The sequence below is a fragment of the Candidatus Regiella insecticola LSR1 genome, assembly GCF_000143625.1.
In the GTDB taxonomy this organism is placed as follows: domain Bacteria; phylum Pseudomonadota; class Gammaproteobacteria; order Enterobacterales; family Enterobacteriaceae; genus Regiella; species Regiella insecticola.
In genome coordinates, this window is the sequence record NZ_GL379590.1 from 154,876 (window position 1) to 180,490 (window position 25,615).

General features: G+C 42.4%; 26 protein-coding genes, 1 tRNA gene and 1 pseudogene. 5 read left to right on the forward strand and 23 right to left on the reverse strand.

Features of this window, described 5'->3' with window-relative positions:
* Positions 1 to 75 precede the first annotated feature (75 nt).
* Positions 76 to 432: a hypothetical protein gene (locus REG_RS04315; RefSeq protein WP_006704611.1), complete on the reverse strand. Its 357-nt coding sequence runs from the start codon at positions 430 to 432 to the stop codon at positions 76 to 78.
* 96 nt (positions 433 to 528) lie between these two features.
* On the opposite strand from REG_RS04315, the gene REG_RS04320 reads away from it, so the two are divergent.
* A complete protein-coding gene (locus REG_RS04320; protein ID WP_039907279.1) occupies positions 529 to 828 on the forward strand; it encodes a helix-turn-helix domain-containing protein in 300 nt (99 codons plus the stop codon).
* A 1,023-nt stretch (positions 829 to 1,851) separates the two neighbouring features.
* On the opposite strand, the gene REG_RS13150 is transcribed toward REG_RS04320, so the two are convergent.
* The 7 genes from REG_RS13150 to tolC all read right to left on the reverse strand — a co-directional run bounded on the left by REG_RS13150 (position 1,852) and on the right by tolC (position 6,097).
* Entirely contained in the window at positions 1,852 to 2,007 is a 156-nt protein-coding gene (locus tag REG_RS13150) for a derepression protein (protein WP_006704612.1), read from the reverse strand.
* A 55-nt stretch (positions 2,008 to 2,062) separates the two neighbouring features.
* Positions 2,063 to 2,272, reverse strand: coding sequence for a helix-turn-helix transcriptional regulator (locus REG_RS04325; RefSeq protein ID WP_311317243.1), 210 nt, complete (start codon positions 2,270 to 2,272; stop codon positions 2,063 to 2,065).
* A gap of 134 nt (positions 2,273 to 2,406) precedes the next feature.
* Positions 2,407 to 2,778: a hypothetical protein gene (locus REG_RS04330; protein WP_039907278.1), complete on the reverse strand. Its 372-nt coding sequence runs from the start codon at positions 2,776 to 2,778 to the stop codon at positions 2,407 to 2,409.
* A gap of 327 nt (positions 2,779 to 3,105) precedes the next feature.
* Positions 3,106 to 3,366 carry a tyrosine-type recombinase/integrase gene (locus REG_RS14595; protein ID WP_407078944.1) on the reverse strand — a complete coding sequence of 87 codons (261 nt, stop codon included), beginning with the start codon at positions 3,364 to 3,366 and terminating at the stop codon, positions 3,106 to 3,108.
* Positions 3,296 to 4,252 (reverse strand): integrase arm-type DNA-binding domain-containing protein, encoded by a 957-nt coding sequence (locus tag REG_RS04335; RefSeq protein WP_050749316.1) that lies wholly within the window; start codon positions 4,250 to 4,252, stop codon positions 3,296 to 3,298. Before REG_RS04335 ends, REG_RS14595 begins: the two co-directional genes overlap by 71 nt.
* A gap of 196 nt (positions 4,253 to 4,448) precedes the next feature.
* Positions 4,449 to 4,525, reverse strand: a tRNA-Pro gene (locus tag REG_RS04340).
* A gap of 132 nt (positions 4,526 to 4,657) precedes the next feature.
* Positions 4,658 to 6,097 (reverse strand): outer membrane channel protein TolC, encoded by a 1,440-nt coding sequence (tolC, locus tag REG_RS04345; protein WP_006704614.1) that lies wholly within the window; start codon positions 6,095 to 6,097, stop codon positions 4,658 to 4,660.
* Between the two features lie 353 nt (positions 6,098 to 6,450).
* Here tolC and nudF point away from each other — a divergent pair, with 353 nt between their 5' ends.
* The 3 genes from nudF (at position 6,451) to parE (ending at position 10,204) form a co-directional block, all read left to right on the forward strand.
* Complete coding sequence (gene nudF, locus REG_RS04350; protein WP_039907283.1) at positions 6,451 to 7,101, forward strand: ADP-ribose diphosphatase; 651 nt, start codon at positions 6,451 to 6,453, stop codon at positions 7,099 to 7,101.
* A 161-nt stretch (positions 7,102 to 7,262) separates the two neighbouring features.
* On the forward strand, positions 7,263 to 8,096 hold the full coding sequence (gene cpdA / locus REG_RS04355; protein WP_176603427.1) for a 3',5'-cyclic-AMP phosphodiesterase: 834 nt from the start codon (positions 7,263 to 7,265) through the stop codon (positions 8,094 to 8,096).
* 215 nt (positions 8,097 to 8,311) lie between these two features.
* A complete protein-coding gene (gene parE, locus REG_RS04360) occupies positions 8,312 to 10,204 on the forward strand; it encodes a DNA topoisomerase IV subunit B (protein WP_039907353.1) in 1,893 nt (630 codons plus the stop codon).
* A 119-nt stretch (positions 10,205 to 10,323) separates the two neighbouring features.
* Here the strand turns inward: parE and pgpA are convergent, their stop codons facing one another.
* The 12 genes and pseudogenes from pgpA to queA all read right to left on the reverse strand — a co-directional run bounded on the left by pgpA (position 10,324) and on the right by queA (position 20,909).
* On the reverse strand, positions 10,324 to 10,797 hold the full coding sequence (gene pgpA, locus REG_RS04365; protein WP_039907285.1) for a phosphatidylglycerophosphatase A: 474 nt from the start codon (positions 10,795 to 10,797) through the stop codon (positions 10,324 to 10,326).
* The gene (gene thiL, locus REG_RS04370; protein ID WP_006704619.1) at positions 10,781 to 11,794 is read right to left on the reverse strand and encodes a thiamine-phosphate kinase; all 1,014 of its coding nucleotides are present in this window, start codon (positions 11,792 to 11,794) and stop codon (positions 10,781 to 10,783) included. Before thiL ends, pgpA begins: the two co-directional genes overlap by 17 nt.
* A 237-nt stretch (positions 11,795 to 12,031) precedes the next feature.
* Positions 12,032 to 12,445, reverse strand: a pseudogene (nusB, locus tag REG_RS04375) (transcription antitermination factor NusB); the annotation flags it as partial.
* 16 nt (positions 12,446 to 12,461) lie between these two features.
* Entirely contained in the window at positions 12,462 to 12,938 is a 477-nt protein-coding gene (gene ribH / locus REG_RS04380) for a 6,7-dimethyl-8-ribityllumazine synthase (RefSeq protein ID WP_006704621.1), read from the reverse strand.
* A gap of 111 nt (positions 12,939 to 13,049) precedes the next feature.
* Positions 13,050 to 14,195 (reverse strand): bifunctional diaminohydroxyphosphoribosylaminopyrimidine deaminase/5-amino-6-(5-phosphoribosylamino)uracil reductase RibD, encoded by a 1,146-nt coding sequence (gene ribD, locus REG_RS04385; protein ID WP_006704622.1) that lies wholly within the window; start codon positions 14,193 to 14,195, stop codon positions 13,050 to 13,052.
* Between the two features lie 72 nt (positions 14,196 to 14,267).
* The gene (gene nrdR / locus REG_RS04390; RefSeq protein ID WP_039907287.1) at positions 14,268 to 14,717 is read right to left on the reverse strand and encodes a transcriptional regulator NrdR; all 450 of its coding nucleotides are present in this window, start codon (positions 14,715 to 14,717) and stop codon (positions 14,268 to 14,270) included.
* 7 nt (positions 14,718 to 14,724) lie between these two features.
* Complete coding sequence (secF, locus tag REG_RS04395) at positions 14,725 to 15,729, reverse strand: protein translocase subunit SecF (protein ID WP_039907288.1); 1,005 nt, start codon at positions 15,727 to 15,729, stop codon at positions 14,725 to 14,727.
* A 327-nt stretch (positions 15,730 to 16,056) separates the two neighbouring features.
* On the reverse strand, positions 16,057 to 17,910 hold the full coding sequence (gene secD / locus REG_RS04400) for a protein translocase subunit SecD (RefSeq protein ID WP_006704625.1): 1,854 nt from the start codon (positions 17,908 to 17,910) through the stop codon (positions 16,057 to 16,059).
* A 30-nt stretch (positions 17,911 to 17,940) separates the two neighbouring features.
* Entirely contained in the window at positions 17,941 to 18,273 is a 333-nt protein-coding gene (gene yajC, locus REG_RS04405; protein WP_039907291.1) for a preprotein translocase subunit YajC, read from the reverse strand.
* A 133-nt stretch (positions 18,274 to 18,406) separates the two neighbouring features.
* Entirely contained in the window at positions 18,407 to 18,559 is a 153-nt protein-coding gene (locus tag REG_RS13155; protein WP_176603424.1) for a hypothetical protein, read from the reverse strand.
* Between the two features lie 3 nt (positions 18,560 to 18,562).
* Complete coding sequence (gene tgt / locus REG_RS04410) at positions 18,563 to 19,666, reverse strand: tRNA guanosine(34) transglycosylase Tgt (RefSeq protein WP_006704627.1); 1,104 nt, start codon at positions 19,664 to 19,666, stop codon at positions 18,563 to 18,565.
* Between the two features lies 1 nt (position 19,667).
* Positions 19,668 to 20,909, reverse strand: coding sequence for a tRNA preQ1(34) S-adenosylmethionine ribosyltransferase-isomerase QueA (gene queA, locus REG_RS04415; protein WP_006704628.1), 1,242 nt, complete (start codon positions 20,907 to 20,909; stop codon positions 19,668 to 19,670).
* A gap of 300 nt (positions 20,910 to 21,209) precedes the next feature.
* Between queA and REG_RS04420 the strand changes: the two genes are divergently transcribed.
* Complete coding sequence (locus REG_RS04420; protein WP_006704629.1) at positions 21,210 to 21,809, forward strand: peroxiredoxin C; 600 nt, start codon at positions 21,210 to 21,212, stop codon at positions 21,807 to 21,809.
* Between the two features lie 43 nt (positions 21,810 to 21,852).
* Here the strand turns inward: REG_RS04420 and REG_RS04425 are convergent, their stop codons facing one another.
* From REG_RS04425 to brnQ, 3 genes are all read right to left on the reverse strand, one after another.
* On the reverse strand, positions 21,853 to 22,284 hold the full coding sequence (locus REG_RS04425; protein WP_039907293.1) for a DUF29 domain-containing protein: 432 nt from the start codon (positions 22,282 to 22,284) through the stop codon (positions 21,853 to 21,855).
* A gap of 161 nt (positions 22,285 to 22,445) precedes the next feature.
* Positions 22,446 to 23,819 (reverse strand): proline-specific permease ProY, encoded by a 1,374-nt coding sequence (proY, locus tag REG_RS04430; protein WP_006704631.1) that lies wholly within the window; start codon positions 23,817 to 23,819, stop codon positions 22,446 to 22,448.
* Positions 23,820 to 24,045: 226 nt separating this feature from the next.
* Positions 24,046 to 25,365: a branched-chain amino acid transport system II carrier protein gene (gene brnQ / locus REG_RS04435; protein ID WP_039907355.1), complete on the reverse strand. Its 1,320-nt coding sequence runs from the start codon at positions 25,363 to 25,365 to the stop codon at positions 24,046 to 24,048.
* Between the last annotated feature and the right edge of the window lie 250 nt (positions 25,366 to 25,615).

The following is a 25,615-nucleotide window of genomic DNA, read 5'->3' on the forward strand; positions in this document are numbered from 1 at the left end:
AGTAGGTAATGGTAAACCCACGGTATGCTTTGGAATGACGACTTATGGAAGTAGGGGGGTGTGTCATATATTCCCTCAAACGCGCTTTTCGATGGTATCAAAACACTCGATAACAGGGATTGCATAAAGAGCTACCATATTGATACGTTTTAATTCTCTTCGATTGTTTATCGTGCGTTTCAATAATGGGAGGTAGTTACGCTCAGCATCACTTTGAACTTGTCTTAATTCCATGCCAGTAAACTTTGCATACTCACTAAGTGTCATGCTTGGCCTGATATTATTTGCTGTTAAATAAGAAAGAGATAACTCCATAGCACTAGCGATGGAAGGATGCGGATTCCTTTGCGTCAATGAAACAATACCTTCTTTTGATTTTGGAGCGCGGATCAATTCACTTTCCAATGGTCTATTTTGTTGCACTGCTTCCATGAGTTATCCTTACTGGATTGGTTTAAAATTATTTAGATTACTTCTAAAAATCCTCTTTTGAAGATGTTTGTAGATAATAATCCTCAGGAGAAGATCATGTCAAGCCATTATGGGGAAAAATTAAAAAAAATTCGTACTGTTGAAGGTTTAACCCAGCCACAATTTGCAAGTGAAACTGGTGTGAGCCTTGGAGCAATAAGAAACTACGAAACTGGCCAAAGAGATGTTGGAATTAGTGTTATTGATAAAATAGTTAATCATGTCCGCTTTAAAAAATATGCGTTATGGTTGATAACTAATTCTATCGCTCCAGAATCAGGACAAATCGCCCCGGCTCTTGCACACTATAAGCAAGAAGAGGAAAAGTTTAGCGATCCCGACAGAAAAATGGATTAGTTTTTCATGTTCATCTTACTAAAATAAATAGATTTTTTGCCGAGCGTATTGCACAACTGGAATAGCTACAACGCAGGTAAATTATGAGAAAAATGCTCGACACCCGGTGCAATGTACTTAAAAAAAGCGGCCTTGGCTGGATGAGGCGGCACGCTTAAAAGTACAGGCGGTTGGCGCTGCGTTCACGAAATCGGAGCCTGTAAAAAAAGCTAATTAGTTTGATATTCTTTTAGCATGGAGGTTGTATTTCATCATTAAGCAGAATGATGAAAGACTGACCTTTTTTAAGGTCAGTGACGGTTGAAAAACGGCCAAAAGTTACCGTGGTATATTTCCCGAGAAGAATATTAATAGCAATCAGTAAGTATAAAAATACTAGCTTGAATCGTTGAATTAAGGATGAGGCACTACAGAAGATGAGCCGCATAAAAATGATTACCCGATTACCCTTTACGCTAAACCTAATTGTAACAATGATCTCGTATCTGAGCTGGAAAAACAAGGGATTAAAATAGATACAATAATGCGTTTTTCTGAAGGGCAGGACGATAAAAAGAGCATCACATTCAAAATTAATGAGTTAAATTTGAATGTGATGCAATAGCTGGTTTTTTAGGCAAGAATGAGAAAACTGAGATTAATATGTATTAAAATGACCAGCAAAAAATTACAGTTTCTTCGACATATAAGGTCAATGACTTACTTAAAGTACTAGATAAGACTGAAGCTATCGTGACTCGTGCATTAGGTAAACAAAAATAATGGCAGTTGGTAAATGACCTTCCGGTAAATGGATCGACGAGCGCTACTCCAATGAGGGTATCCTGTACGAAAGCAGTTTTCAACACGTGGTGAAGCCCTATCTTTTGAGATAAAGTTACAACCGAATGAGTCAGCGAATGGAACAGCCAAGCAGTTTGTGTTTCAACAGCGACCTACTCAGTCTGACCTCAATAGAAAACGGTATCAATAACCCGCTGCCATTCGGCTCAGTCTGAGCAGGTAAAAGAACCTCAATAATTTTTACTTTTTGAGAACGTGATCACAAAAACCTTGCTGTTTTAATTCACTCAGTACCCAACAGAGATCATCGGCGATATAACTTACGATAGGGGGAAGAACAAATTGCTGCATTCCATTGATGTCTTTTTGTATCAGATCCAAATGCAAAAAGTGCAATAGATTTTAGCCCGATTTAATTTGTGATAACTTTCAATGCTGATTTGTGACTGTTTCATGACGCGATCTCCCTGGATAAACGCTCTTCATCACGCCCCCTTAGCCAGCCTTCCATCTCATCGGCATACCACCCTATACGACGAATGCCAATGCGGATTGGATTAGGGAAATCATGTTTTTTCCACATTTCATCTAAAGCGCTGTCGGAGGCAATACGCAGAATGGACTTCACTTCCTTTCTCAATAAAATTTTACGATTTAACATTGACATTGCTCTTTTTTCCTTGAGTAAACGGGATGCCCCGCAGAGGAAAAGATGATTGATCTTTTTTTAACAGATAGAAAGAAATGGGGGGCTAATTTAGCCCCCTCGTCTCTTAATTAGCGGTCAGACATTTTTTATAGGTTGTCTTTGACGGCTTCGTACCAGTTTTTAAGCGTGTCTTTATTGAATTTGTGATTACAGCCCGCTTCAAGCGCATAAGCTGACAAGATGTTGGCCGCTTGCGTATAATTGGCTGAAATCTTTCCATGTGTTTTTTCGTACAGCGTAATAATGGCTATTTTGCAAGCGAGAGAGAGTCGACCGTTGTGGCTATTTTTGGTTATGAGGGCGTTAGGAACCGGCTTGCCGGTCGTTTTGAGTCGATGGATTAACGCCTGTCGCTGTAAATAGAAGAGAGTAAAGTTGTATTCGGTATTACAAACAGCAGCCTTTCGCAATGCTTGTATAACCGAGGCGGTTTCGAGGGGGCAGTGCTTGATAGTCATCAAAAGGTAGGGGATTGAGAGGCTTACGATAGATTTTTATCGGGGAGAGAGACCCGTGCTGCCGTTAAGGAGGCGGCACAGGTAGGAATGCGCTTCACAATGGTTTAAATAATCTTCAGTGATAAAAGTGTTTAACACAGCATGCAAATCCATATAAGCAAACTCGGCGTATTCGTCAAGAAATGAATCGTTCATTAATTAATGCCTCTCATGATTGACTGATATCCTTCATTTTTTGACACTTTAATGCCCCAAAAAAAAGTATATCAGTCCGTATTGATGAATATTTAACAGGAGTATTATGTACTCAAGATAATAATTACCCTATCAATAAAAGAAAGTGCTGCGGTTATAGGCACTACGTACTTTGTTTGTATCAACATGTGCCAATGCTGCTTCAATTACATCTGGAGCAAACCCTTTCTCATTGAGAGTTGTACTGGCAATAGATCTAAATCCATGTGCCACTAATATGTTCTTGTACCCCATACGGCGTAGAGCCATGTTCGCTGTTGCACTATTCATTGGTTTTAATGGATTTTTGAATGAGGGGAACACGTAAGGCTGGCGTGCACTGATCGGTTTCATCGCTTCTAATACCGCCAGTGATTGGGGAGAGAGCGGCACAACATGTTCCCGGCGCCATTTTCATCCGACCGGCTGGAATTGTCCATATTTTATCAATCAGATTGATTTCATCCCAACGAGCGGTAGCGGCTTCTGATGGTCTGGTGATTGTCAGTAATTGAAATTCTATCACCAGTCTGGTTTGTAACTCTATATTGGCAATAGACAGTGTACGCATGAGTTCTGGCAGTTTTTCCGGCCTAATTGTAGGCATGTGCGTTACTACTGGATTTTCAAAGACCTGGCTGATCTTCGTAGCAGGGTTTGCCTGTATCAACCCTGCATTAACGGCATAGTTCATTACTTCATTAATACGCATCGTAACCCGTCGTACTGTTTCTAATCGACCACTGGCACGAATAGGTTGCATGGCTTGTATAAATGTTTGTGCGGTTAGATTATTGATAGAAATCCCTTCCACGTAAGGGAAGATGTTCTTTTCCAGTGATCTCCATATATTATTAGGTGTATCTTTGGTTAACCCTTTTGATTTTTTTACTGCAAACCAATCGGCAGTGATTTTAGCAAAAGTATTGTTATTAGATGCCTTTTCTTTCTCTTGCTGCTGTCTTTGTTGCTCCTGCGGGTCGATCCCTTGTGCCAAGAGTGCTCTTATCTCCTCTCGTACACGTCTGGCTTCTGCCAGAGATAAAGCGGGGTAATGTCCTAGCGTTAAGGTTGTTCGCTTTTTCGTTGAGGGATGATAGTAGCGTAGACGCCACGTTTTAACGCCTGATAATTTAACAAACAGCAGCAATCCACCGCCATCATACAAAGATAAATCTTTGTTGACTGCCTTTGCTGCTTTCACTTCGGTATTGGTTAGAGGCTTTACTTGTATCGCCATATTAATCACCATTAATAGGACTATGGGACTACTTATTTTGGGCACTAAAAGATAGAGTCCCAAATCTAGTCCCTAAAAAACAGAGTATAACCATGCCACACCGAAAGATAACAGGCAACAAAAAACCCGCAAACTCATTTAGAAGGCGGGTTTCTTTAAAACTACAGTCAGTAAAAGATACTAACCGATATAATATTGGTCGGCATGAAAGGATTTGAACCTTCGACCCCCGACACCCCATGACGGTGCGCTACCAAGCTGCGCTACATGCCGACGCTGTTGCGCATACTACATTTTCTTGTCGTGAATGCAAGCATTAAATGCGACATCCATCCTTTTATTTCTATTTTTTATTTTAATTTATATCAATATGTTAATCTCAATTAGTAATTGATACTTTCTCAGTTAACTACGGAATGGATTACCCCCATTTTTTGGGACAGTATCGATGGATATGGGGGCTACATCGGTTGGTGTATCTTGTTGATTTGACGTGGGCGCTATTTCTTCCGTTGTTAGAACCAGGCTGGAAGTCGCAATAGGTGTATCTAATATTTCATTGAAGGCGATTAGATCGTCTGGGTTTAAGACGCCCAGTGCTGATTTTATTTTTAATTCATTGATTAAATAATCATAACGCGCATTGGCCAACTGCTGTTTAGCATTATAGAGCGTAGTGGTTGCATTGAGCACATCAAGAATAGTACGAGTACCAACCTGATAACCGGCTTCCATAGAATCGAGTGAACTTTGACCAGAAACCACTGCTTGTCGATAAGCGCTGATACTGCTGATGGAAGCTGAAATATTATTGAATGAAGAACGAACCTCTTTCACTGCACTGCGTTGCGCACTTTCTAATTCTGCACTGGCTCCAATAAAATCATACTGTGCTTGTTTAACCACAGAATAAGTAGCGCCACCGTTATATAATGGCATATTGAAAGACAGACCGATTTTATGCTCGCCGTTGTCACTATCACTAAACTGATTCGTATTACGGCGATTACTCACTGATGTAGAAGCTGTTAGATCTAGCGTCGGCATATAACCGGTTTCGGCTTTTTTAATTTTTTCTCGTATTAAATCTTGCTTGAGACGAGCAGAGATCAATCCCAAATTATGTTTTTCGGCTTGTTCTAATAAATGATCACCCGTCTCGGGGTGTTTTTTTTTTAGACGTTTGAGATTTAAAGAAGCCAATTCAGGATAGTAAACACCTGTCACTTGACGCAGGGATTCCAGAGCGTTATCGAGTTTGTTGCGAGCATCGACTTCCCTCGCTAATACTTCGTCGTAATTGGCTTGTGCAGTTTGTACATCAGTGATAGCAACCAGACCCACATTAAAACGTTGGGTTGTTTGGTCTAATTGACGATAAACGGCTTTCTTTTGTGCCTCAGTGTAAGACAACTTATCTATAGCACGTAATACATCAAAATAACTGGTCGCAGTATCAAGAATTAATTTTTGTTCATTGGCTTGAAAAATAATATTCTGAATATTCGCTTGCTTCTCTTCTAATGTTAAATTTCGCCATTGTGACATATTAAAAATAGTTTGCTTTAAAACTACGCTCCCTGAAGTGACATGACTATTAGAGTTACTATTATCACGAAATCCCCGTGAGTGGGAATAACCCGCATCTAACCCCAACTGTGGTAATAGTGAGCTACGGGCTTGATTGATTTTTTCGAATGCAGCATCACGTTCAGCGACCGCTTTACGTAAATCTGGATTACTTAGTTGCGCTTGTTTATAAACTTGCAATAGATTCTCTGCTTGGCTTAAAGTACTGATGCCGACTAAACTCAATCCGATCATCAGGGGGAGCAATTTCTTCATTTATAATCCTTAAATTGTGCAGTCGCTTATTTTTATAATAAAGATAGTCTGTTGCGTCATCTTGCCTTAAATCACTTAAATTTAACCTAAACTTAATCAGATATATACCCTTCACCTTTGAAGCCGCCGCGTTGTTGGCTGCGGGTGCTCGCCTTCATGGTATGTCCACGCTCATCGGTCGGCTGCCCTGGCAGCCGAAGGCAGCTTCAAAGGCGAAGAGTATATTAAGTTGAAAATCTCTGTTAGGTCAGCATATTAGTAATGTGAGTAATGCTTATTATGATAAATTAAAAAAATAGAGAATGTTTCTATTAAAAATGAAAATAAACATAATCTCTTATAGGAAAAAGATAATGACACTATACCCTCAAGATGGCCAATCTTCACCGGTTAATTTCAAAAAAAAAGATGTAGAAATTACCGGATGTAAAACACTTTATAAAGGTTTTTTTACTTTAAAGTCATATCAATTACGTCATAAATTATTTGATAATAAAGGCATGAGCAATGAAATAATACGGGAAGTCCTTATCCGTGATCATGCGGTGGGTTTATTGCCTTATGATCCATTACTCGATCAAGTGGTATTAATAGAACAATTACGTATTGGTGCTATTGGGGCTAATGAAAATAACAGTCCCTGGTTATTGGAAATAATTGCTGGGATGATAAAGACAGGTGAAAATCCTGAAGAAGTAGCACGTCGAGAAGCACGAGAAGAAGCCGGTATTGAACTTAAGCGTTGTAGACCAATGTTGCGCTATTTGGCCAGTCCTGGGGGGATGAATGAACGTTTGTCGATTATGGTCGGTGAAGTTGATGCCACTACAGCTAAGGGCGTTCATGGTTTGTTAGAAGAGAATGAAAACATTCGTGTTCATGTTGTCAGTCGTGAACAAGCTTATCGCTGGGTTGAAGAAGGCGTGATTGACAATGCCGCGTCAATCATTGCACTACAATGGCTTGCGTTACATTTTCAAGCCCTCAAGGAAGAATGGAAATAGTGGTAACAAAATAGTAAAAGTGCGTCTTCGTTAACAGATTTGCTATTTTTAAACAAATTATACTTATTCAAAACTTTCTTGAGCGAAAAAGCGCAGTTACTTTTTATATACCCTTCGTCTTTAAGGGTATATATAGAGTTTCGATGAAAAAAGGAGCGTATTTGGAAAACTTGTTTAAACTGCCTGTGCCCGCCAATGAAACTGAGATAAGAATTTTACAATTAACCGATACTCATCTTTTTGCCGATAAAAAGAAAACCTTATTGGGGATTAATACCGCAGATAGTTATAGTGCGGTATTGGAGGCGATAGCTACCCAGAAACAGCGTTTTGATCTGATTATCACCACCGGTGATTTGGCGCAAGAGCCTGCTATTACCAGCTATCAATATTTTGCAAGGGGCATGGCTGAATTATTACCCACACCTTGTGTTTGGCTACCTGGTAATCATGATAATCAGAAAATAATGGCGGATGTGCTTTTCGATGAGGGCATCACTGCCACTAAGCAAGTTACCATCAGTGATAACTGGCAAATTCTTTTATTAGACAGCCAAGTATCAGAGCAACCTTACGGTCATTTGAGTGATCATCAATTATTATGGATGGAACAGTGCTTACAAATGTTTCCACAGCACTATACTTTAGTGGCACTACATCATCCTCCACTCGCTTGTGGTTGTCGCTGGCTTGATCAAAATAATTTACGTAATGCATCAATGTTAGCAGAAATAGTATTGCGTTATCCGCGGGTGACAACCTTACTATGTGGGCATATCCACCAAGAGATTGATTTGAATTGGTGTGGTAAACGACTATTAGCAACGCCTTCTACTTGTATCCAATTTAAACCAGACCATGCTACTTTTACGCTTGATAATGCGGCACCAGGATGGCGTTGTATCAATCTACAACCTGATGGCACGGTGAAAACGCAAGTAAAACGTTTAGCCAACGGATTGTTCTATCCTGATATCAATGCGAATGGTTACTAAACTTTTTGTAAAACCGTCATTACATTCCTTGCCAACAAAGGATAGAATCTGCTGGCAGCTGACTCGTCGGTCGGTCTCTAAGAGCCGATTCGAAATCTCTTGTGCTCGCTGTCTGAGCATCGCTAAAGAAGATTTCGAATCGGCTCTAGCATAATATTGTATCGATGCTCTATCTTTTAACGCTTAATTCTAAATCTACTTTGAGCCAAGTGAAAATGAATCACTCCAATTATAATGCGGATGCTATTGAAGTACTCAGTGGTTTAGAGCCAGTGCGTCGTCGTCCAGGAATGTATACCGATACCAGCCGCCCAAATCATCTAGGCCAAGAGGTTATCGATAATAGTATTGATGAAGCGCTGGCTGGATACGCTCATCGTATCAATGTTATTTTGCATGCTGATCAGTCGTTGTCAATCAGCGATGATGGGCGTGGTATGCCGGTAGATCTCCATCCAGAAGAGGGTGTTCCGGCAATTGAACTTATTTTATGTCGCCTTCACGCGGGCGGAAAATTTTCGAATAAAAGTTATCAATTTTCAGGTGGATTACATGGTGTTGGTATTTCCGTCGTCAATGCCTTATCTCGGCGACTTGAGGTAACAGTACAACGCAACGGAAAGATTTATCGTATTGTTTTTGAACAGGGTAATAAAGTACAGGATTTACAAATTATCGGTACTTGTACTAAAAGTCACACCGGTACCCATGTTCATTTTTGGCCTGATGCTTCTTTTTTCGATAGTCCTCGCTTTTCTGTTTCACGTCTATCACATTTATTAAAAGCAAAAGCCGTGCTTTGCCCTGGCATCAAAATCTGTTTTAAAGATGAGGTGAATAACACCGAACAACGTTGGTGCTACGCAGATGGGTTGACTGATTATTTAATGGAATCTGTCAATGGTCTGATAACATTGCCGAAAAAACCCTTTATCGGCACTTTTAGCGCGGCCACCGAAGCCATTGACTGGGCATTATTATGGCTACCAGAGGGAGGCGAATTACTGACGGAAAGTTACGTTAATTTGATTCCAACGATACAAGGAGGAACCCATGTTAACGGATTACGTCAAGGCGTATTGGATGCAATGCGTGAATTTTGCGAATTTTGTAATATTTTACCCCGAGGCGTGAAGCTTTCTGCCGATGATATTTGGGAGCGCTGTGCTTATGTCTTATCGGTCAAAATGCAAGATCCACAATTTGCGGGGCAAACCAAAGAGCGGCTTTCTTCTCGCCAATGTGCAGCCTTTGCTTCCGGGATTGTGAAAGATACTTTTAGTTTATGGCTGCATAAAAATAGATCAACAGCGGAACAACTCGCCGAATTTGTCGTTAGTAATGCTCAACGCCGACTGCGGGCGGCTAAAAAAGTGGTACGTAAAAAATTGATGAGTGGCCCGGCGCTACCAGGTAAGTTAGCAGATTGTAGTTCAAATGAGCTGAGTCTTACCGAATTATTTTTGGTAGAAGGGGATTCTGCCGGAGGCTCAGCAAAACAAGCCCGTGATCGTGAATATCAAGCCATCATGCCGCTCAAAGGTAAAATTTTAAATAGTTGGGAAATTGCTTCTGATGAAATTTTAGCCTCACAAGAAGTGCATGATATTTCAGTTGCTATCGGCATTGATCCTGACAACGAGGATTTAAGTCAGCTTCGTTACGGTAAAATCTGTATTTTGGCCGATGCTGATTCGGACGGTTTGCATATTGCTGCGTTACTATGTGCACTTTTCGTGCGTCATTTCCGTTCTTTGGTGCGTGATGGGCGTATTTATGTGGCGATGCCGCCACTGTATCGCATCGATTTAGGTAAAGAAGTTTTTTACGCTCTGGACGAAGAAGAAAAAACCGGAATATTAGAACAACTTCAGCGTAAACGAGGCAAACCGAATGTACAGCGCTTTAAAGGATTAGGGGAGATGAATCCGTTGCAACTGCGTGAAACTACGCTAGATCCCAATACCCGGCGACTGGTGCAATTGACTATCGATGATGACAATATGGATCACACATTAGCGATAATGGATATGCTGTTAGCCAAAAAACGGGCAGAAGATCGACGCAATTGGCTACAAGAGAAGGGAAATTTAGCTGAAATTGAATGATAGAGTGGAGGATATCAATATAGCCGAATCAGTCTAATTTGATTCAAGGCGGAGGCACGCAGACATTACAAATAGTACGACAAGCGACGACAACGCAGAATCAAATTAGACTGATTCGGCTATATCGCTAAACAATAGATAATAGCCGCGGCACCTAAACCCGCAATGATATCGTCAAGCATAATGCCGATACCGCCCGATACATTGCGGTCAAACCAGCGGATAGGCCAAGGTTTCCAAATATCTAGCGTACGGAAGAGAACAAAACCGAACGCTACCCATTGCCAATTATTAACCGGTAATGCCATCAGGGTGATCCACATACCAACAAATTCATCCCAAACAATACTTCCGTGATCATGAACTTGCATATCTTTGGCGGTACGGTGACAAAGGTAAATACCGAGGCCAATACTCAATATCAGTAACAGAAAATAAAATGGCCATGAGAGTTGAATCAACAGTAACCAAATTGGAATAGAAGCCAAAGATCCCATAGTTCCGGGCGCGACAGGAGACAGACCACTGCCGAATCCGGTCGCTAAAAAATGGTAGGGATTGCTTAGCTGTAAACGTTTACTTGCTTTCATCATCAACTGTTGTCACAGCAAAATGGTCAAAACCATAACGGTTAAAATAGGGTGCCTTTATTTCAACAGACTGTTCTTTTTTAAAAAAATGAATTTTTTCGATGTCTGAGGTAATGCTGCCAATACAGCTATAATTAACCTCTGTGTGGTTAAGTCTTTCTTCTAACGCGACTCTATTGCATTCCGGCACGGTAAAACACAATTCATAATCTTCACCGCCATTAAGTGCCCAGCCCTGTTTTTTTTCAATATCATCATACTTTTGCAATTCATCTGAGTAGGGCAGTTTATCTAATTCAATTTTTGCACCACATCGACTGGCTGTTAAAATATGCTGCAAATCAGCAATCAATCCGTCAGAAATATCAATCGCTGAATTGGCCAGACCGCGCAGTGCTAAACCGAGTGAAACGCGTGCTTCCGGTCGTAAATGCCGCTCAATAAGCCTCTTTCTATCTTCGGCATTATCAATGGCTAATTTTTTTTGCAAGATGGCTAAACCTGCGGCGCTATCACCTAAGGTGCCACTGACATAAATCCAATCACCACTCTTGGCACCCGCGCGGGTCAGCGCTTTGTTTGCCGGCAAGTGCCCATGGACAGTTAGTGTCAGGCTTAGGGGGCCTCGAGTGGTATCGCCGCCAATCAATTGCATACCCTGATAATCAAGCTGTTCGAACAAACTGTCACTGAACGCTTTCAGCCAATGTTCATCCACTTTAGGCATTGTTAACGCTAAGGATAACCAACAGGGCTCTGCCCCCATCGCAGATAAATCACTCAGATTTACGGCCAACGCTTTATAAGCTAAGTCCTGTGGCGCAATCTCAGGCAGAAAATGAATTCCCGATACCAAAGTATCAGTACTAACGGCTAACCATTGTTCATCGGTCACTGCCAAGAGTGCACAATCATCACCAATCCCTAACTGTACATCCGGGCGTTTATTTTTAGAGCAGTTAAAATAGCGAGTAATGAGATCAAATTCGCCACAGGTCATAAAATATTTTCCAGATAGGCTATGCAGTAGCTGATGGATTTTTTATCTATTACCCTTCGCCTTTCAAGTTCGGCGACGTTGGCAGTGATCACTCATCCTCTGTCATGTACCGATTCGATTGATTGCCGCCTTACCGTAACTCGAAATTCCATTGGGCATACGCTCATTGGTCTCACGCCCTGGCTGCTTAGCGGCAACTTGAAGGGTTGTGGGTATAACCTGACTAGTATTTAATTGTTTTCTTTTGCGAATTATCGGGGCGATTTTATCCAGCACCCCATTAACAAATTTATGGCTGTCTTCTGCGCCAAAAATTTTGGCTAGCTCAATAGCTTCATTAATCACGACTTTATAAGGGATATCATCACGCTGACTTAATTCAAATACGGCAAGACGCAAAATGGCCTTTTCAATCTGCCCCAAATCTTCGATCTGACGAGACAGATAAGGTGCCATTAATCGATCTAAAGTTGCAGTATCGACGGCGACGCCAGATAACAATTGGCCAAAATAATTAATGTCTACTTCTTTCATATCCTGCTCTGATAGAAAGTATGATTGAATATCAGCGATGTCGTTTTTAGATAATTGCCAAGAGTAAAGCGCCTGAGCAGCACACTCACGAGCGCGACGGCGAGCTGTCGGTTTCACTCAATTTCCTTTTTAACTAAATTTCAGATTTGATAGCTTTCATTACGCTAACCATTTCAAGTGCTGCCAAGGCTGCCTCTGAACCTTTATTTCCTGCCTTTGTACCGGCTCGTTCGATGGCTTGTTCAATATTTTCGGTGGTTAACACCCCGAACGCGACAGGAATATTACTATTCATCGCGATATTTGATAAACCAGAACTGCATTCACCAGCCACATATTCAAAATGCGGCGTTCCACCTCGAATCACGGTGCCTAACGCAATAATCGCATCGTAACGCTTGCTTTCTGCCAACGCTTTGACTGCCAGCGGTAGCTCATAAGCACCAGGCACCCAGACGACCGTAATTTTTTCTTCCGGCAAACCGCCAAAACGTTTTAACGTATCTCTTGCTCCTTCGAGCAGGCTGTTGTTGATAAAAGTATTAAAACGTGCAATCGCAATCGCCACACGGGCATCCGGATTATTCACAATACCTTCAATGACATTCATGGCGATTCCTTACATGACAATGGGATGTCCGTTGTAAAGGGCGCATTCTATCATATTCTTTCATTGGCTGTGTTAGCACATTTGTAAAATAAGGAAGGAACAAGGGGGTCGCTATGGGTTCGGTGTTAAACGCAAGCGCAAATCTGAACCGATCTGGCAAACCTCTTGGAGAGTGAAATTGTGAGCTTGATTCAATTTATCTATCCCGGGAAGAACACACAATCCACGCGCATTATCACCTAATAATTTAGGGGCTAAATAGAGGATTAATTCATCTACTACCCCTATTTGTAATAACGCCCCGGCAAGTGTCGCTCCCGCTTCGACCCAAATTGAGTTAATTTGACGCCTGCTCAGCTCCATCATAAATAAGCGTAAATCGATGCGTTTTTCCTCCTCCGATGGTGGCAAGAACAGCTGCTCAATATTATCAGGCCAGATTTGTTGATCGGCGGTCATTCTTGCTAATAAACAAGCACCTGGTTCCGTAATCACTCGATGACAGGGCATGACCCGATTGCAGCTATCTATGATGATTCTGGTAGGTTGGCGGAGACCATGTTTTGGATAGATTTTCTGAACGGAGGTTGCTAACGCTCCGTGCCGTACTGTCAGTGCAGGATTATCGGCTAGGATTGTGGCACTGGTACTGAGAATAGCATCACTTTGCGCGCGAAAATTTTGCACATCCTGCCGTGCTTCCTTTGAAGTGATCCACTGACTTTCACCCGAGGCCATCGCCGTGCGGCCATCCAAAGAGGCGGCCATTTTTAATTGCAGATAAGGAAAACGGGTACGCATCCGCTTTAAAAAACCACGATTAATGTCTTCAGCTTTAGCTTTTATCGTTGTTGAGCCGATATAATCGACCACAATCCCTGCTTGTTGCAGCTGATAGATACCACGCCCAGAAACTTGTGGGTTAGGATCAGGCATAGCGACCACCACACGTTTAATTCCGGCGGCTATTAATGCATCAGTACAAGGGGGGGTACGTCCGGTATGACAACAGGGCTCTAGTGTGACATAAACAGTCGCATTTCGAGCCTCATCCTTTGCCTTTGCTTTGTTAAGCGCATTGATTTCGGCATGTGGCTCTCCTGCACGCACATGATAGCCCTCACCGACTATTTTTCCTTCACGCACAATAACACAACCAACATTGGGATTAGGGGCGGTAGTAAATCGCCCCAAAAGCGCCAGCTCTAAAGCTCTTGCCATATATTTTTTATCATGAAGAATATTATTTTCGTGCATATTATTATTTTATGTTTTGTTTTTTGAAACCCGTGATCATTTTTTTGTGATAATCATTCGTTTTGATCGCCACTAATCTTCCAATTTCGCAATTTCTTCACCAAATTCACGAATATCTTCGAAGCTACGGTACACTGAAGCAAAACGGATATAGGCCACTTTATCCAATTTTTTTAGCGCGTCCATTACCCAATTACCTACCATTTTTGTTGGCACTTCTCGTTCACCTGTCGCCCGTAGCTGAGATTTAATATGGTTAATCGCTGTTTCAACATCATCTAAACTCACCGGGCGCTTTTCCAACGCTTTTAGCATCCCTTGGCGTAGTTTTTCTTCATTAAATGGCTCACGAATGGCATCACTTTTGATCATTCTAGGCATAACCAATTCAGCAGATTCAAATGTCGTCAAGCGTTCATGACACACCAAACATTGGCGCCGACGACGGACTTGTGAGCCATCACTCACTAAGCGAGAATCGATGACTTTGGTATCAACAGCTGCACAAAATGGGCAATGCATAGGTATCTTAAGGTGAGAGGGAAGACTGATCGGCGCCTTCTTTTTCAACTTTTTGCTGTAGCATGTGTTCGCGTTTCACGCCTAATCTTAACGCTAATGCCGAAGCAACATAAATCGATGAAACTGTGCCGATTGAAACACCAATTAACATGGTTAATGAGAAACCTTGTAGCATAGTGCCGCCAAAAATATACAGCATCAACACCACAACCAGGGTCGTCGCAGAAGTCATAATGGTTCGACTCAATGTCTGGGTTAGCGAAATGTTAATGATTTCATAAGAAGTCCCACGGCTTATCTTACGAAAATTTTCACGGATGCGATCCGAAACCACAATGCTGTCGTTTAATGAGTAGCCTATAACCGACATCAAAGATGCCACTATGGTCAAATCGATCTCAATGTCACATAACGATAAAATACCTAGCGTTATGGCAACATCATGACCCAGCGCAATAACAGCCCCCAGTGCCAATCGCCATTCAAAGCGAAAGCCGACGTAAATTAAAATAGAGAGTAACGCAATCAGCAGTGCCATCGCGCCCGCTTGCGCTAACTCACTCCCCACGCTTGGCCCAACAAATTCAATGCGTTTAACCGTGGCATTCTTATCAATAGATTCATTGATAATAGTGATAATTTTATTGCCGATTTCTTGATTAGCACCGCTAGTGGGCATTGTTGTCGATATTGCTGTTGCGGCAGGTAGCGTCGGTGCAAGACGTATCATAACATCACGTGTACTGCCAAAATTTTGAATCACTGGTGTAGAAAAACCGGCTTGTTGTATGCTATCACGCATTTTATCGAGATTAGCGGGATGTTCTAGGTTGACTTCAATGACCGTGCCGCCAGTAAAATCTAAACCCCAGTTAAAACCCCGTGTTGACATCACCAGGATAGCGGCGACTAATAAAAGTAATGAAACCCCAAATGCGATGCTATCCCAACGCATAAAATCATAGACTTTACGACCGTAGTTTAATTGTTCGACAGTATAATTTTGCGCCACTTGCATTCCTTATAAATAAAGGATCCCTAAAAATAAACTTCTTGCAAAGTCGTAGCGAGTGGTATGAAGCCGAAACACCCGCGGAGCGCAGCAACCGCTGTGTATACCCTTCGCCTCTCAAGTTACGGCGGCGTTGGCGGCGGGTGCTCGCCGAATCACGTAGTTTGTCTACGCTCATCGGTCGCCCGGCCCTGGTCGCCTTGCCGTAACTCGAAATTCATTGGGTATATACACAGAGTACATGAGGGTTGCGAGCAGCACCGCACAAGGCAAAAACTCACACCACGCAGTAGGTTATGCAAGAAGTCTAATATTATTTTTGTAAGATCAGATCGACAGCTTATTAATACGTTTTCCACCGTACAGAAGATTAACAATAGCACGTGTGCCGACTATTGCCGTAAACATTGAGGTTATTACGCCTATTACTGTGGTGATCGCGAAACCTTTAATCGAACCGGTGCCGATCGCGTAAAGAATAATGGCCGTGATCAGTGTTGTGACATTAGCATCAACAATACTAGAGAAAGCCCCTTGGTAACCTTGATGTATCGCTTGTTGGATAGAACGCCCATTGCGAAGTTCTTCTTTTATCCGCTCGTTAATCAGTACGTTAGCATCAACAGCAACCGCTAATGTTAGCACTATGCCTGCAATGCCCGGCATGGTTAATGTCGCTCCTGGAAGTAGTGACATGATACCCACGATCAACACCAGGTTAACCAAGAGCGCGCTACTGGCTATCAAGCCAAATTTACGATAATAAATGACCATAAAGATAATGGATGCGATCAGACCCCATAAACAAGCGGCTAAACCTTGAGTAATGTTTTGCGCGCCGAGTGTCGGGCCAATGGTTCTCTCTTCTACAATTTGGATCGGCGCAATCAAAGCACCTGCACGTAATAGTAAAGAAAGTTGGCGTGCTTCAACGGGGTTAGCAATACCTGTGATCCGGAAGTTGTTGCCCAAACGTGATTGAATGGTCGCTACGTTAATGACTTCCTCTTGTTTAACGAAAATCGTTTTGCCATTAATATCTTTTTTCCCACTGTCTTTGTATTCTACAAATAAAGTGGCCATCGGCTTGCCAATATTATCTTTGGTAAAATTAGACATGATTGACCCACCCGCACTGTCTAACGAAATATTAACCTGAGCTTGATTATATTCATCCGTGCTAGATGTTGAGTCGGTAATATGATCACCGGTTAGGATCACCCGTTTATAAAGCACTACCGGGCGTCCTTCGCTGGTCAGTTTCACTTCAGAATCACCGGGTACACGGCCGGCGGCGGCGGCGCTGGGGTCGATGTTAGTATTTTGTAACCGAAATTCAAGTGAGGCAGTGGCACCCAAGATTTCTTTAGCCCGTGCCGTGTCTTGAATACCAGGTAATTCAACGACGATCCGGTCAGCCCCTTGCTTCTGCACTAAAGGCTCAGCCACCCCCAATTGATTTACTCGATTACGTAGAATGGTAATATTTTGTTGCAGTGCATACCCACGTGCTTCACGCAAACGTTCATCACTTATCAAGGCTTTTAATTGATTATTGCCATCAGTGTTAATGACCAGATCACGGTGACGTGATGAAAGGTAGCTGATCGCCGTATCACGTAATTTATCGTCCGCAAAGCGGATGAAAACCGCATAGTTGGTCTGATCCTGCTTAGCTGCCGAGAGATAGGGGATATTTTTTTGCCGCAGATCAGCGCGTAGGCTATCTATATTGTGTTCTTGCAGCTTGCTTAATGCCGTGTCCATATCAACTTCCATTAAAAAATGGACACCACCGCGTAAATCAAGCCCCAATTTCATCGGATCAGCACCCAGTGCCGCCAGCCAAGCGGGCGTCGCAGGGGCTAAATTTAATGCGATGACGTATTTACCGCCCAGCGCCGTCATTAATACTTCACGCGCATGTAGCTGAAGATCAGGATCACTAAAACGCACTAAAATTGCGCCATTTTCAAGCGCCATTGATTTGCTCGGTATTTTTTCTTTTACTAACACCGCCTGAACTTGATGCAGCGTTGTTTCATTGGCGTCGATGCCTCGCACGCCAGTGATTTGAACTGCTGGATCCTCACCATAAAGGTTAGGAAGCGCATAGAGCAAACCGATGAGGATAAAAAAAATCAACATCAAATACTTCCACAAGGGATAACGATTTAGCACAGCAGTTCCTTTAGAAAAAATCGGAATTATTTATAACGCTTTCATAGTACCTTTGGGTAACACGGCAGCGACAAAATCACGTTTAATCATCACTTCAGTGGTGTCATTAAGCGCAATCACAATATAACCGGTTTCGGCAATTTTAATAACACGACCCAGGAACCCGCCGGTAGTTAATACTTCATCGCCTTTAGCAATTGAGTCCATCAATTTTTTATGTTCTTTGGTTCGTTTTTGTTGCGGTCGTAGGATCATAAAATAAAAAATTAGGCCAAATACCACTAGCATAATGATCATTGAATACGGATTTCCTTGTGCCGGATCACCAGCAGAAGCGATAGCTTCAGGTATAAGAAAACTCATTAACATTACCTCTTTAATTAACGTTATCAATAATAGGAAAATAGTTTACTACAAATCAGTCCTTGCTTTTGCGAGCTGTCTCTTAAAACCGGGCATTTTAAAATTAAAGGGGGAGATTTTTCTAGCTTAATCTTTACACCGTATCGGCAAATCCAAAGACAAAGGGGATATACCCTTCGCCTTTCAAGTTACGGCGGTGTTGGCTGCGGGTGCTCGCCGAATCACGTAGTAGGTCTACGCTCATCGGTCGGTCGCCCTTGCCGCCTTGCCGTAACTCGAAATTCATTGGCTATATACCAATTTGATAATAAAATTCTTTGACAAAGTCCTCTAATTTTTTATCCTCAATAGCTTGTCGTAAAGCGGCCATTAAACGCTGATAGTAACGTAAATTATGGATGGTATTAAGCCGAGCGCCTAGCATTTCGTTACAACGATCAAGATGATGCAAATAGGCTCGACTATAATGGCAGCAAGTGTAGCAATCACAGTTTTTGTCCAGTGTAGAGTCATCCTCTTTATGCTTAGCATTACGTATTTTTATCACCCCTTCAGTGACGAATAAATGACCGTTGCGCGCATTACGGGTCGGCATCACACAGTCAAACATGTCAATACCACGACACACCCCTTCAACCAAATCTTCCGGCTTACCTACGCCCATTAAATAGCGGGGTTTCTCTTGTGGGATCTGTGGGCAAATATGCTCTAAAATGCGGTGCATCTCAGCTTTTGGCTCTCCCACGGCTAACCCCCCCACCGCGTAGCCATCAAAGCCAATCTCTAACAGTTGATTCAATGAAATATCGCGTAAATCGGGGTAAATCCCGCCTTGAATGATACCAAATAACGCATTTTGATTATTCAATTCGTCAAAGCGTTGGCGACTACGCTGTGCCCAACGCAATGATAATTCCATAGACTTTTTAGCATAATCCCAATCAGCCGGATAGGGAGTACATTCATCGAAAATCATCACAATATCAGAGCCCAGCTCCTTTTGGATCTCCATCGATTTTTCTGGACTAAGGAATACCTTGCTGCCATCAATGGGGCTATTAAAATAAACCCCTTCTTCTTTTATTTTACGCATTGCGCCTAAACTAAAGACTTGAAAGCCACCAGAATCGGTTAAAATCGGGCTCTGCCATCGCATAAAATCATGCAGATCGCCGTGTTTTTTGATGATTTGTTCACCGGGGCGCAACCAAAGATGAAAGGTATTACCTAATAAAATTTGAGCGCCACTGGTTTTGACTTCTTCTGGTGTCATCCCTTTAACCGTGCCATAAGTGCCAACGGGCATAAAAGCAGGGGTTTCAACTGTGCCACGTTTAAATACCAAGCGGCCACGGCGGGCGTTGCCATCGGTGTTTAGTAACTCGAACTTCACGTCACCTCCCAGTGTTTATTTTTTCTTGTGCGGCCAGGGGATTACGGCTAATAAACATGGCATCGCCATAGCTAAAAAAGCGGTATTCTTTTTCTATTGCAAGCTGATAAGCTGCCATCGTATTTTTATAACCGGCAAAGGCGGCAACCAGCATGATCAGGGTTGATTTCGGTAAATGAAAATTAGTGATCAAGCCGTCGACTATTTGATAATGGTATCCCGGATAAATAAAAATCCGCGTATCGCCGAAAAAAGGCATTATTAACGCATTGCTACCGGGGTTATACCCACAGTCTTTGAAGTTGCCGCTAGGCGGCCAGGGCGTGCGACCCGATGAGCGTAGATCTACTACGTGATTCGGGCGAATGTCCGCAGCCAACAACGCGGCGGCTTCAAAGGCGAAGGGTATATTCTCATTTTTTTCCGCACGTTGCATGGCGGCACTTTCCAATGATCGCACCGAGGTTGTTCCTACGGCGATCACTCTTTTTCCTCTGGCTTTACAGGCTAATACTGCCTCTACCACCGTTTGCGGTACCTCTGCGTATTCAGCGTGCATGCTGTGCTCTTCGATATTTTTTACCCGTATCGGCTGAAAGGTGCCAGCACCAACATGCAAGGTAACAAACGCCATTTCGATACCTTTTTTTCGTAATGCATCAAGCAGTGGTTGATCAAAATGCAGCCCTGCAGTCGGGGCGGCAACCGCGCCAGGACGTTGGCTATATACTGTTTGATATAATTCACGATCACTTTTTTCATCTGGGCTATCAATGTAAGGAGGCAAAGGGATATGACCGATAGCGCGTAAAATAGTCAGCACATCCCGTTGATCATCAAAACGTAATTCAAATAGATTGTCTAAACGTGCCAATACAGTAGCTTGAATCGCAGTATGCTCGCTTTTATCATCGCCCAATTGTAATTGCGTACCGGGTTTCGGTGCCTTAGACGCTTTGATATGCGCTAATACCCTATGCTTATCCAGTAGGCGTTCCACCAAGATTTCTAGCTTGCCCCCGCTGGCTTTTTTACCAAATAGTCGCGCGGGAATAACACGAGTATCATTAAATACCAGCAGATCACCTGCTTGTAATTTATCCAATACATCAGTAAAAACGCCGTGCGTAATGTTGCCATTTTGCCCGTCCAACGATAATAAACGACAACCGCTGCGCTGAGTATGTGGATAATGGGCAATCAGTGATCCTGGCAGCTCAAAAGAAAAATCGTCAACACGCATGTTTTCACTTCAATTAACTTTAAAAAAATAAGCGGCCTAGTCTAGAGCCGTCGATAATTAGCTGCAAGGAATTAATGAGGGAAAGATTTTTTACTGCTATTTATTTCTTTCTTTTGTGATTAATCTACTATACTCCCTGTGCTGTTTTATCCCCAGAGTCCTTCAAGTTGCAGCATCGCGGCAGGGGTAAGGCCGATGAACTTTCGAGTTACGGCAAGGCGGCGGCTTCAAAGACAGAGGGTATAGACAGAAAAAAATATAAAGCAAGTTCATTGATATTAACCAGGAGGAGAATAATTTATGGTTTTAGTCACTCATGAAGCCCCTGATTTTACTACCACGGCAGTGCTCGGTAACGGCGAAATTAAGGATAATTTTAATTTTAAAAATCACATTAAAGGCAAAGCGGCGGTGTTATTTTTCTGGCCGCTGGATTTCACCTTTGTTTGCCCTACAGAACTTATTGCTTTTGATAAACGCTACCAAGAATTTAAGGAAAAAGAGGTTGAAATTATTGGTGTTTCCATCGATTCACAATTTACTCATAACGCCTGGCGTAATACCTCTACTGATGAAGGAGGAATTGGTGCAGTGCAATATCCTATGGTGTCTGATGTTAATCACAAGATTACCCAGGCTTATGGTATCGAACATCCAGCCGGCGTCGCACTGCGGGCTTCTTTCTTAATCGACAAAGAAGGGATAGTACGTCATCAAGTGGTCAATGATCTGCCATTAGGTCGTAATATCGATGAAATGCTGCGTATGGTAGATTCGCTTCAATTCCATGAAGAAAATGGTGAAGTTTGCCCAGCACAGTGGGAAAAAGGGAAAGCAGGTATGACAGCTTCAGCTGATGGCGTAAAAAAATACTTATCTGAACACACTGCTAAGCTTTAGTGCCGCTCGATAATAAAACCGCCCGAAAAGCGGTTTTATTATTTTAATCTGGATAAAATTCGCTATTGATAATTTGTTCAAACGACCAAGGGCAGACGCTGGGGAAGACTTTACGGCTAATATTGGTTTCTTTTTCTGCGCTGATCAGCGAATAACGATATGCTTTTGCTAAAGATTCACTGAGTTTGTGTTTTAAACTGGGGCTTTCAGCAAGGCAATCGTTTACTTTTGCTCGTTGGCCTACAATAGTCAGCCGCCAGCTACGAATACGTAACCCTTCTTGGTATTGCCATTTAAGCAGATGGGTGATCAGAACCTCTAAACGCGATTCCAATTCTCTACGTTCGCTCCGCCCCATTGATTCTATTTCCTCTAACAAATTTTCTTTGTCTAGTTGATTTACATCACCAGACCTTAATAACTCTGCTTGCTGTTGTGTCCAACCATAAAAATCGGTGTTGTAGGAGGTTGCCATAATTAACTTATACCTTTGTTTTAAAGCGGCGGTTATACCCAATGAATTTCGAGTTACGGCAAGACGGCAATCAATCGAATCCTAGGAATGTACAAGTAGTACATGACTAGGATGAATGATCGCTGCCAACGCCGCCGTAACTTGAAAGGCGAAGGGTATATCTACCGTTTTTTGTTTCGCTGATAACCTATTTTAAGATAATAACTGATTACAAGTAATGCTATCCACGCGAAACCAACATAAAGCGAGATACGAGTAGCAGGGAAGTAACCAATTAATCCAATAATAAACAGCAGAAAGATAATTGCCACCACTGAAGTAAAAACACCGCCTCGTAGCGGAAAATCTAGTGCTTTAATTTGATTTTGGTTTAAAGAACGGCGAAAAGCGATTTGCGAGCACAGGATCATGATCCACACCCAAACTGTGGCAAAGGTCGCCAGTGAAGCGATCACTAAAAAAACGTTTTCTGGCATAAGGTAATTTAAATAAACCGCCACCAGCATCGCACACATCATAGTAACCACCGTTACCCAAGGCACGCCTCGCTTCGAGATAGCGGTACATACTTTAGGGGCGTTTCCTTGTTCTGCCATCCCGTGCAGCATACGACCCACGCCAAAAACATCACTGTTTACTGCTGATATAGAGGCAGTAATGACGACAAAGTTAAGAATACTTGCCGCAATGGTGATGCCTAAATGTTGAAAGGTCAGCACAAACGGGCTGCCATGGGTGCCAACCTGGTGCCATGGATAAATGGACATAATGACGAACAGGGTACCTACGTAAAAAACTAAAATGCGCCAAGGTACAGAATTAATCGCTTTTGGAATGGATTTTTTAGGATCTACCGCTTCACCGGCAGTGATGCCAATAATTTCAATACCGCCATAAGCAAACATCACCATTTGCAACGACAGCAGCATGCCAATAATCCCGTGACTAAAAAAACCACCCTGAGTCCAGAGATTATGTATTCCTGTCGGTTGGCCTCCGTTACCTATGCCCCAGAAAATAATACCAATACCCGCCAATATCATAACGATAATAGTGGCGACTTTAAAAAATGAGAACCAAAACTCCAACTCACCAAAAACTTTAACGCTCATTATGTTGATAGCGCCAATAATTAACACCACACTCAACACCCAAATCCAATGTGGTACCTCAGGAAACCAAACACCCATGTAGATACCAAAAGCAGTGACATCGGCAATGGCGACAATCAAAATCTCAAAACAGTAAGTCCAGCCGGTAATATAACCTACCATCGGCCCTAAATAATCTTGAGCATAACGAGAAAAGGAACTGGCTTGTGGATTGTTAACCGACATTTCTCCCAGCGCGCGCATAATAATAAACGCCACTACACCGCCGATTAAATAAGCCAATAATACACTAGGCCCTGCCATTTTTATCGCATCTGCCGAACCATAGAACAAACCAGTACCAATGGCTGATCCCAATGCCATAAAACGAATATGTCGGGCAGTTAAACCTCGTTTTAGTTTATTTTTGATGGGGTGTTCCATAAAAATTCCCTTAGAAAAAAACCACGTAATGAATACGTGGTTAATATTGTCACACTGCCTGCAAAACCGTAGCACAGAATTCGAACCACGCAGTAGGTTTTGCAAGAAGTCTATACCCAATGAATTTCAAGTTACGGCAAGGCGGCAATCAATCGAATCGGTACATGACAGAGGATGAGAGATCGTTGCCAACGCCGCCGTAACTTGAAAGGCGAAGGGTATATTATTATTTCACGGCCACTTTATCACTAGAGCCATACAAGCGATCTAACAGGCCAACTCCAATAAATACCAATACTGATGGCAATAGCCATGCCAATCCTTGTTCCACCATCGGCAAATGCTGTAACCAAGTAGGCAGTAGTTGCTCAAAGGGAGACGCTTTTATCGCATCCAAAATCCCAAACAACAAGCTAACCAACATAACGGGCGCCATAATGAGTGTCGTGTTATGCCACCAACGTAAAGTAAAACTCAGCACCACTAAGACGATACAAGGGGGATAAATCGCCGTCAACACGGGAATTGAAATTTGGATCAGATGCGTTAACCCTAGATTGGAAACCAGCATAGAAAAAATGCCAAGAATAAACACTAAAGCACGGTAAGATAGCGGTAAATATTGGCTAAAAAATTCAGCACAAGCACAGGTCAAACCAATCGCGGTCACAATACAAGCGATAAAAATCAAAGCAGCCAAAAAGACACTACCCAAACCACCCAAGGTATGTTGAACATAAGCATGCAAAATGACGGCACCATTTTGGGCATCTGGCGTTAAAATACCGCTGCTTGAACCGAGTTTAAATAAGCTAAGGTAAAGCAGTGTCAGCCCCAACCCGGCAATCAATCCTGCTAAAACGGTATAGCGTGTCAATAAACCAACGGAAACAACCCCCCGAGAGCGAGCAGCGTTAACAATAACAATACCAAATACCAACGCGCCAAGCGTATCCATGGTCAGATAGCCATTAATAAAGCCAGAAGAAAAAGGCACTTTTTGATACAACTCAATAGCGGGAATAGAAGTACCGGCAGGCCATAACACAGCGGTGATCCCCAAGATGCTAAATGCGATGATTTTTAACGGCGCTAAAATATGGCCGATGGTGTCTAATAAACGGCCAGGATAAAGTGAAACACCAATAACTAATGAAAAATAAATAAGACTATAAATCAGCAGTGGTATAGCCCCCTCGCCCGTTAAAGGCGCAATCCCAACTTCAAAAGAAACCGTTGCCGTACGAGGCGTTGCAAACAAAGGCCCGACTGCCAAATAACAAATGGTAGCCAATAACAAACCCGCCCGTCGCCCAATCGGCGTACTCAGCGCGTCAATGCCTCCGCCGACTTTTGCCAAAGCGACAACGGTTATCACTGGCAAACCGACAGCGGTTATCAAAAAACCAAGGGCAGCCAACCAAACGTTTTCACCCGACTGCAAACCAACGATAGGGGGAAAAATAATGTTCCCTGCCCCTACGAACAAAGCAAAAGTCATAAAACCTAATGCTAAAATATCTTTAAATGATAAATGATGAGCCATAAATTGTTGCCCTTTTAAGTGATCAAAAAAGTGAATTGTTGACTTTTCGGTTTGATCAAAATTATCTAACAAAGTTTTACTGTAATTGTATGCGGATCAAGCCAACAACAAAAATCAAGATAAACTTTTATAACAAAAAAAGGCAAGAGAGACGGACAAAAGCGGGATTATTATCTTTAATAAGATAAAATTGCAGTCAAACACACTAATAACAGTCAAATATACCTGATAAATTTTCGGGTGAGTAGAA

What these genes read in the sequence shown, in the direction of transcription:
- REG_RS04315 (WP_006704611.1), bottom strand. Translation starts at nt 432, where the DNA reads ATGGAAGCAGTGCAACAAAATAGACCATTGGAAAGTGAATTGATCCGC.
- REG_RS04320 (WP_039907279.1), top strand. Translation starts at nt 529, where the DNA reads ATGTCAAGCCATTATGGGGAAAAATTAAAAAAAATTCGTACTGTTGAA.
- REG_RS04325 (WP_311317243.1), bottom strand. Translation starts at nt 2,272, where the DNA reads ATGTTAAATCGTAAAATTTTATTGAGAAAGGAAGTGAAGTCCATTCTG.
- REG_RS04330 (WP_039907278.1), bottom strand. Translation starts at nt 2,778, where the DNA reads ATGACTATCAAGCACTGCCCCCTCGAAACCGCCTCGGTTATACAAGCA.
- REG_RS14595 (WP_407078944.1), bottom strand. Translation starts at nt 3,366, where the DNA reads ATGAAACCGATCAGTGCACGCCAGCCTTACGTGTTCCCCTCATTCAAA.
- REG_RS04335 (WP_050749316.1), bottom strand. Translation starts at nt 4,252, where the DNA reads ATGGCGATACAAGTAAAGCCTCTAACCAATACCGAAGTGAAAGCAGCA.
- tolC (WP_006704614.1), bottom strand. Translation starts at nt 6,097, where the DNA reads ATGAAGAAATTGCTCCCCCTGATGATCGGATTGAGTTTAGTCGGCATC.
- nudF (WP_039907283.1), top strand. Translation starts at nt 6,451, where the DNA reads ATGACACTATACCCTCAAGATGGCCAATCTTCACCGGTTAATTTCAAA.
- parE (WP_039907353.1), top strand. Translation starts at nt 8,312, where the DNA reads ATGAATCACTCCAATTATAATGCGGATGCTATTGAAGTACTCAGTGGT.
- pgpA (WP_039907285.1), bottom strand. Translation starts at nt 10,797, where the DNA reads ATGATGAAAGCAAGTAAACGTTTACAGCTAAGCAATCCCTACCATTTT.
- thiL (WP_006704619.1), bottom strand. Translation starts at nt 11,794, where the DNA reads ATGACCTGTGGCGAATTTGATCTCATTACTCGCTATTTTAACTGCTCT.
- ribH (WP_006704621.1), bottom strand. Translation starts at nt 12,938, where the DNA reads ATGAATGTCATTGAAGGTATTGTGAATAATCCGGATGCCCGTGTGGCG.
- ribD (WP_006704622.1), bottom strand. Translation starts at nt 14,195, where the DNA reads ATGCACGAAAATAATATTCTTCATGATAAAAAATATATGGCAAGAGCT.
- nrdR (WP_039907287.1), bottom strand. Translation starts at nt 14,717, where the DNA reads ATGCATTGCCCATTTTGTGCAGCTGTTGATACCAAAGTCATCGATTCT.
- yajC (WP_039907291.1), bottom strand. Translation starts at nt 18,273, where the DNA reads ATGAGTTTTCTTATACCTGAAGCTATCGCTTCTGCTGGTGATCCGGCA.
- REG_RS13155 (WP_176603424.1), bottom strand. Translation starts at nt 18,559, where the DNA reads ATGAATTTCGAGTTACGGCAAGGCGGCAAGGGCGACCGACCGATGAGC.
- queA (WP_006704628.1), bottom strand. Translation starts at nt 20,909, where the DNA reads ATGCGTGTTGACGATTTTTCTTTTGAGCTGCCAGGATCACTGATTGCC.
- REG_RS04420 (WP_006704629.1), top strand. Translation starts at nt 21,210, where the DNA reads ATGGTTTTAGTCACTCATGAAGCCCCTGATTTTACTACCACGGCAGTG.
- REG_RS04425 (WP_039907293.1), bottom strand. Translation starts at nt 22,284, where the DNA reads ATGGCAACCTCCTACAACACCGATTTTTATGGTTGGACACAACAGCAA.
- proY (WP_006704631.1), bottom strand. Translation starts at nt 23,819, where the DNA reads ATGGAACACCCCATCAAAAATAAACTAAAACGAGGTTTAACTGCCCGA.
- brnQ (WP_039907355.1), bottom strand. Translation starts at nt 25,365, where the DNA reads ATGGCTCATCATTTATCATTTAAAGATATTTTAGCATTAGGTTTTATG.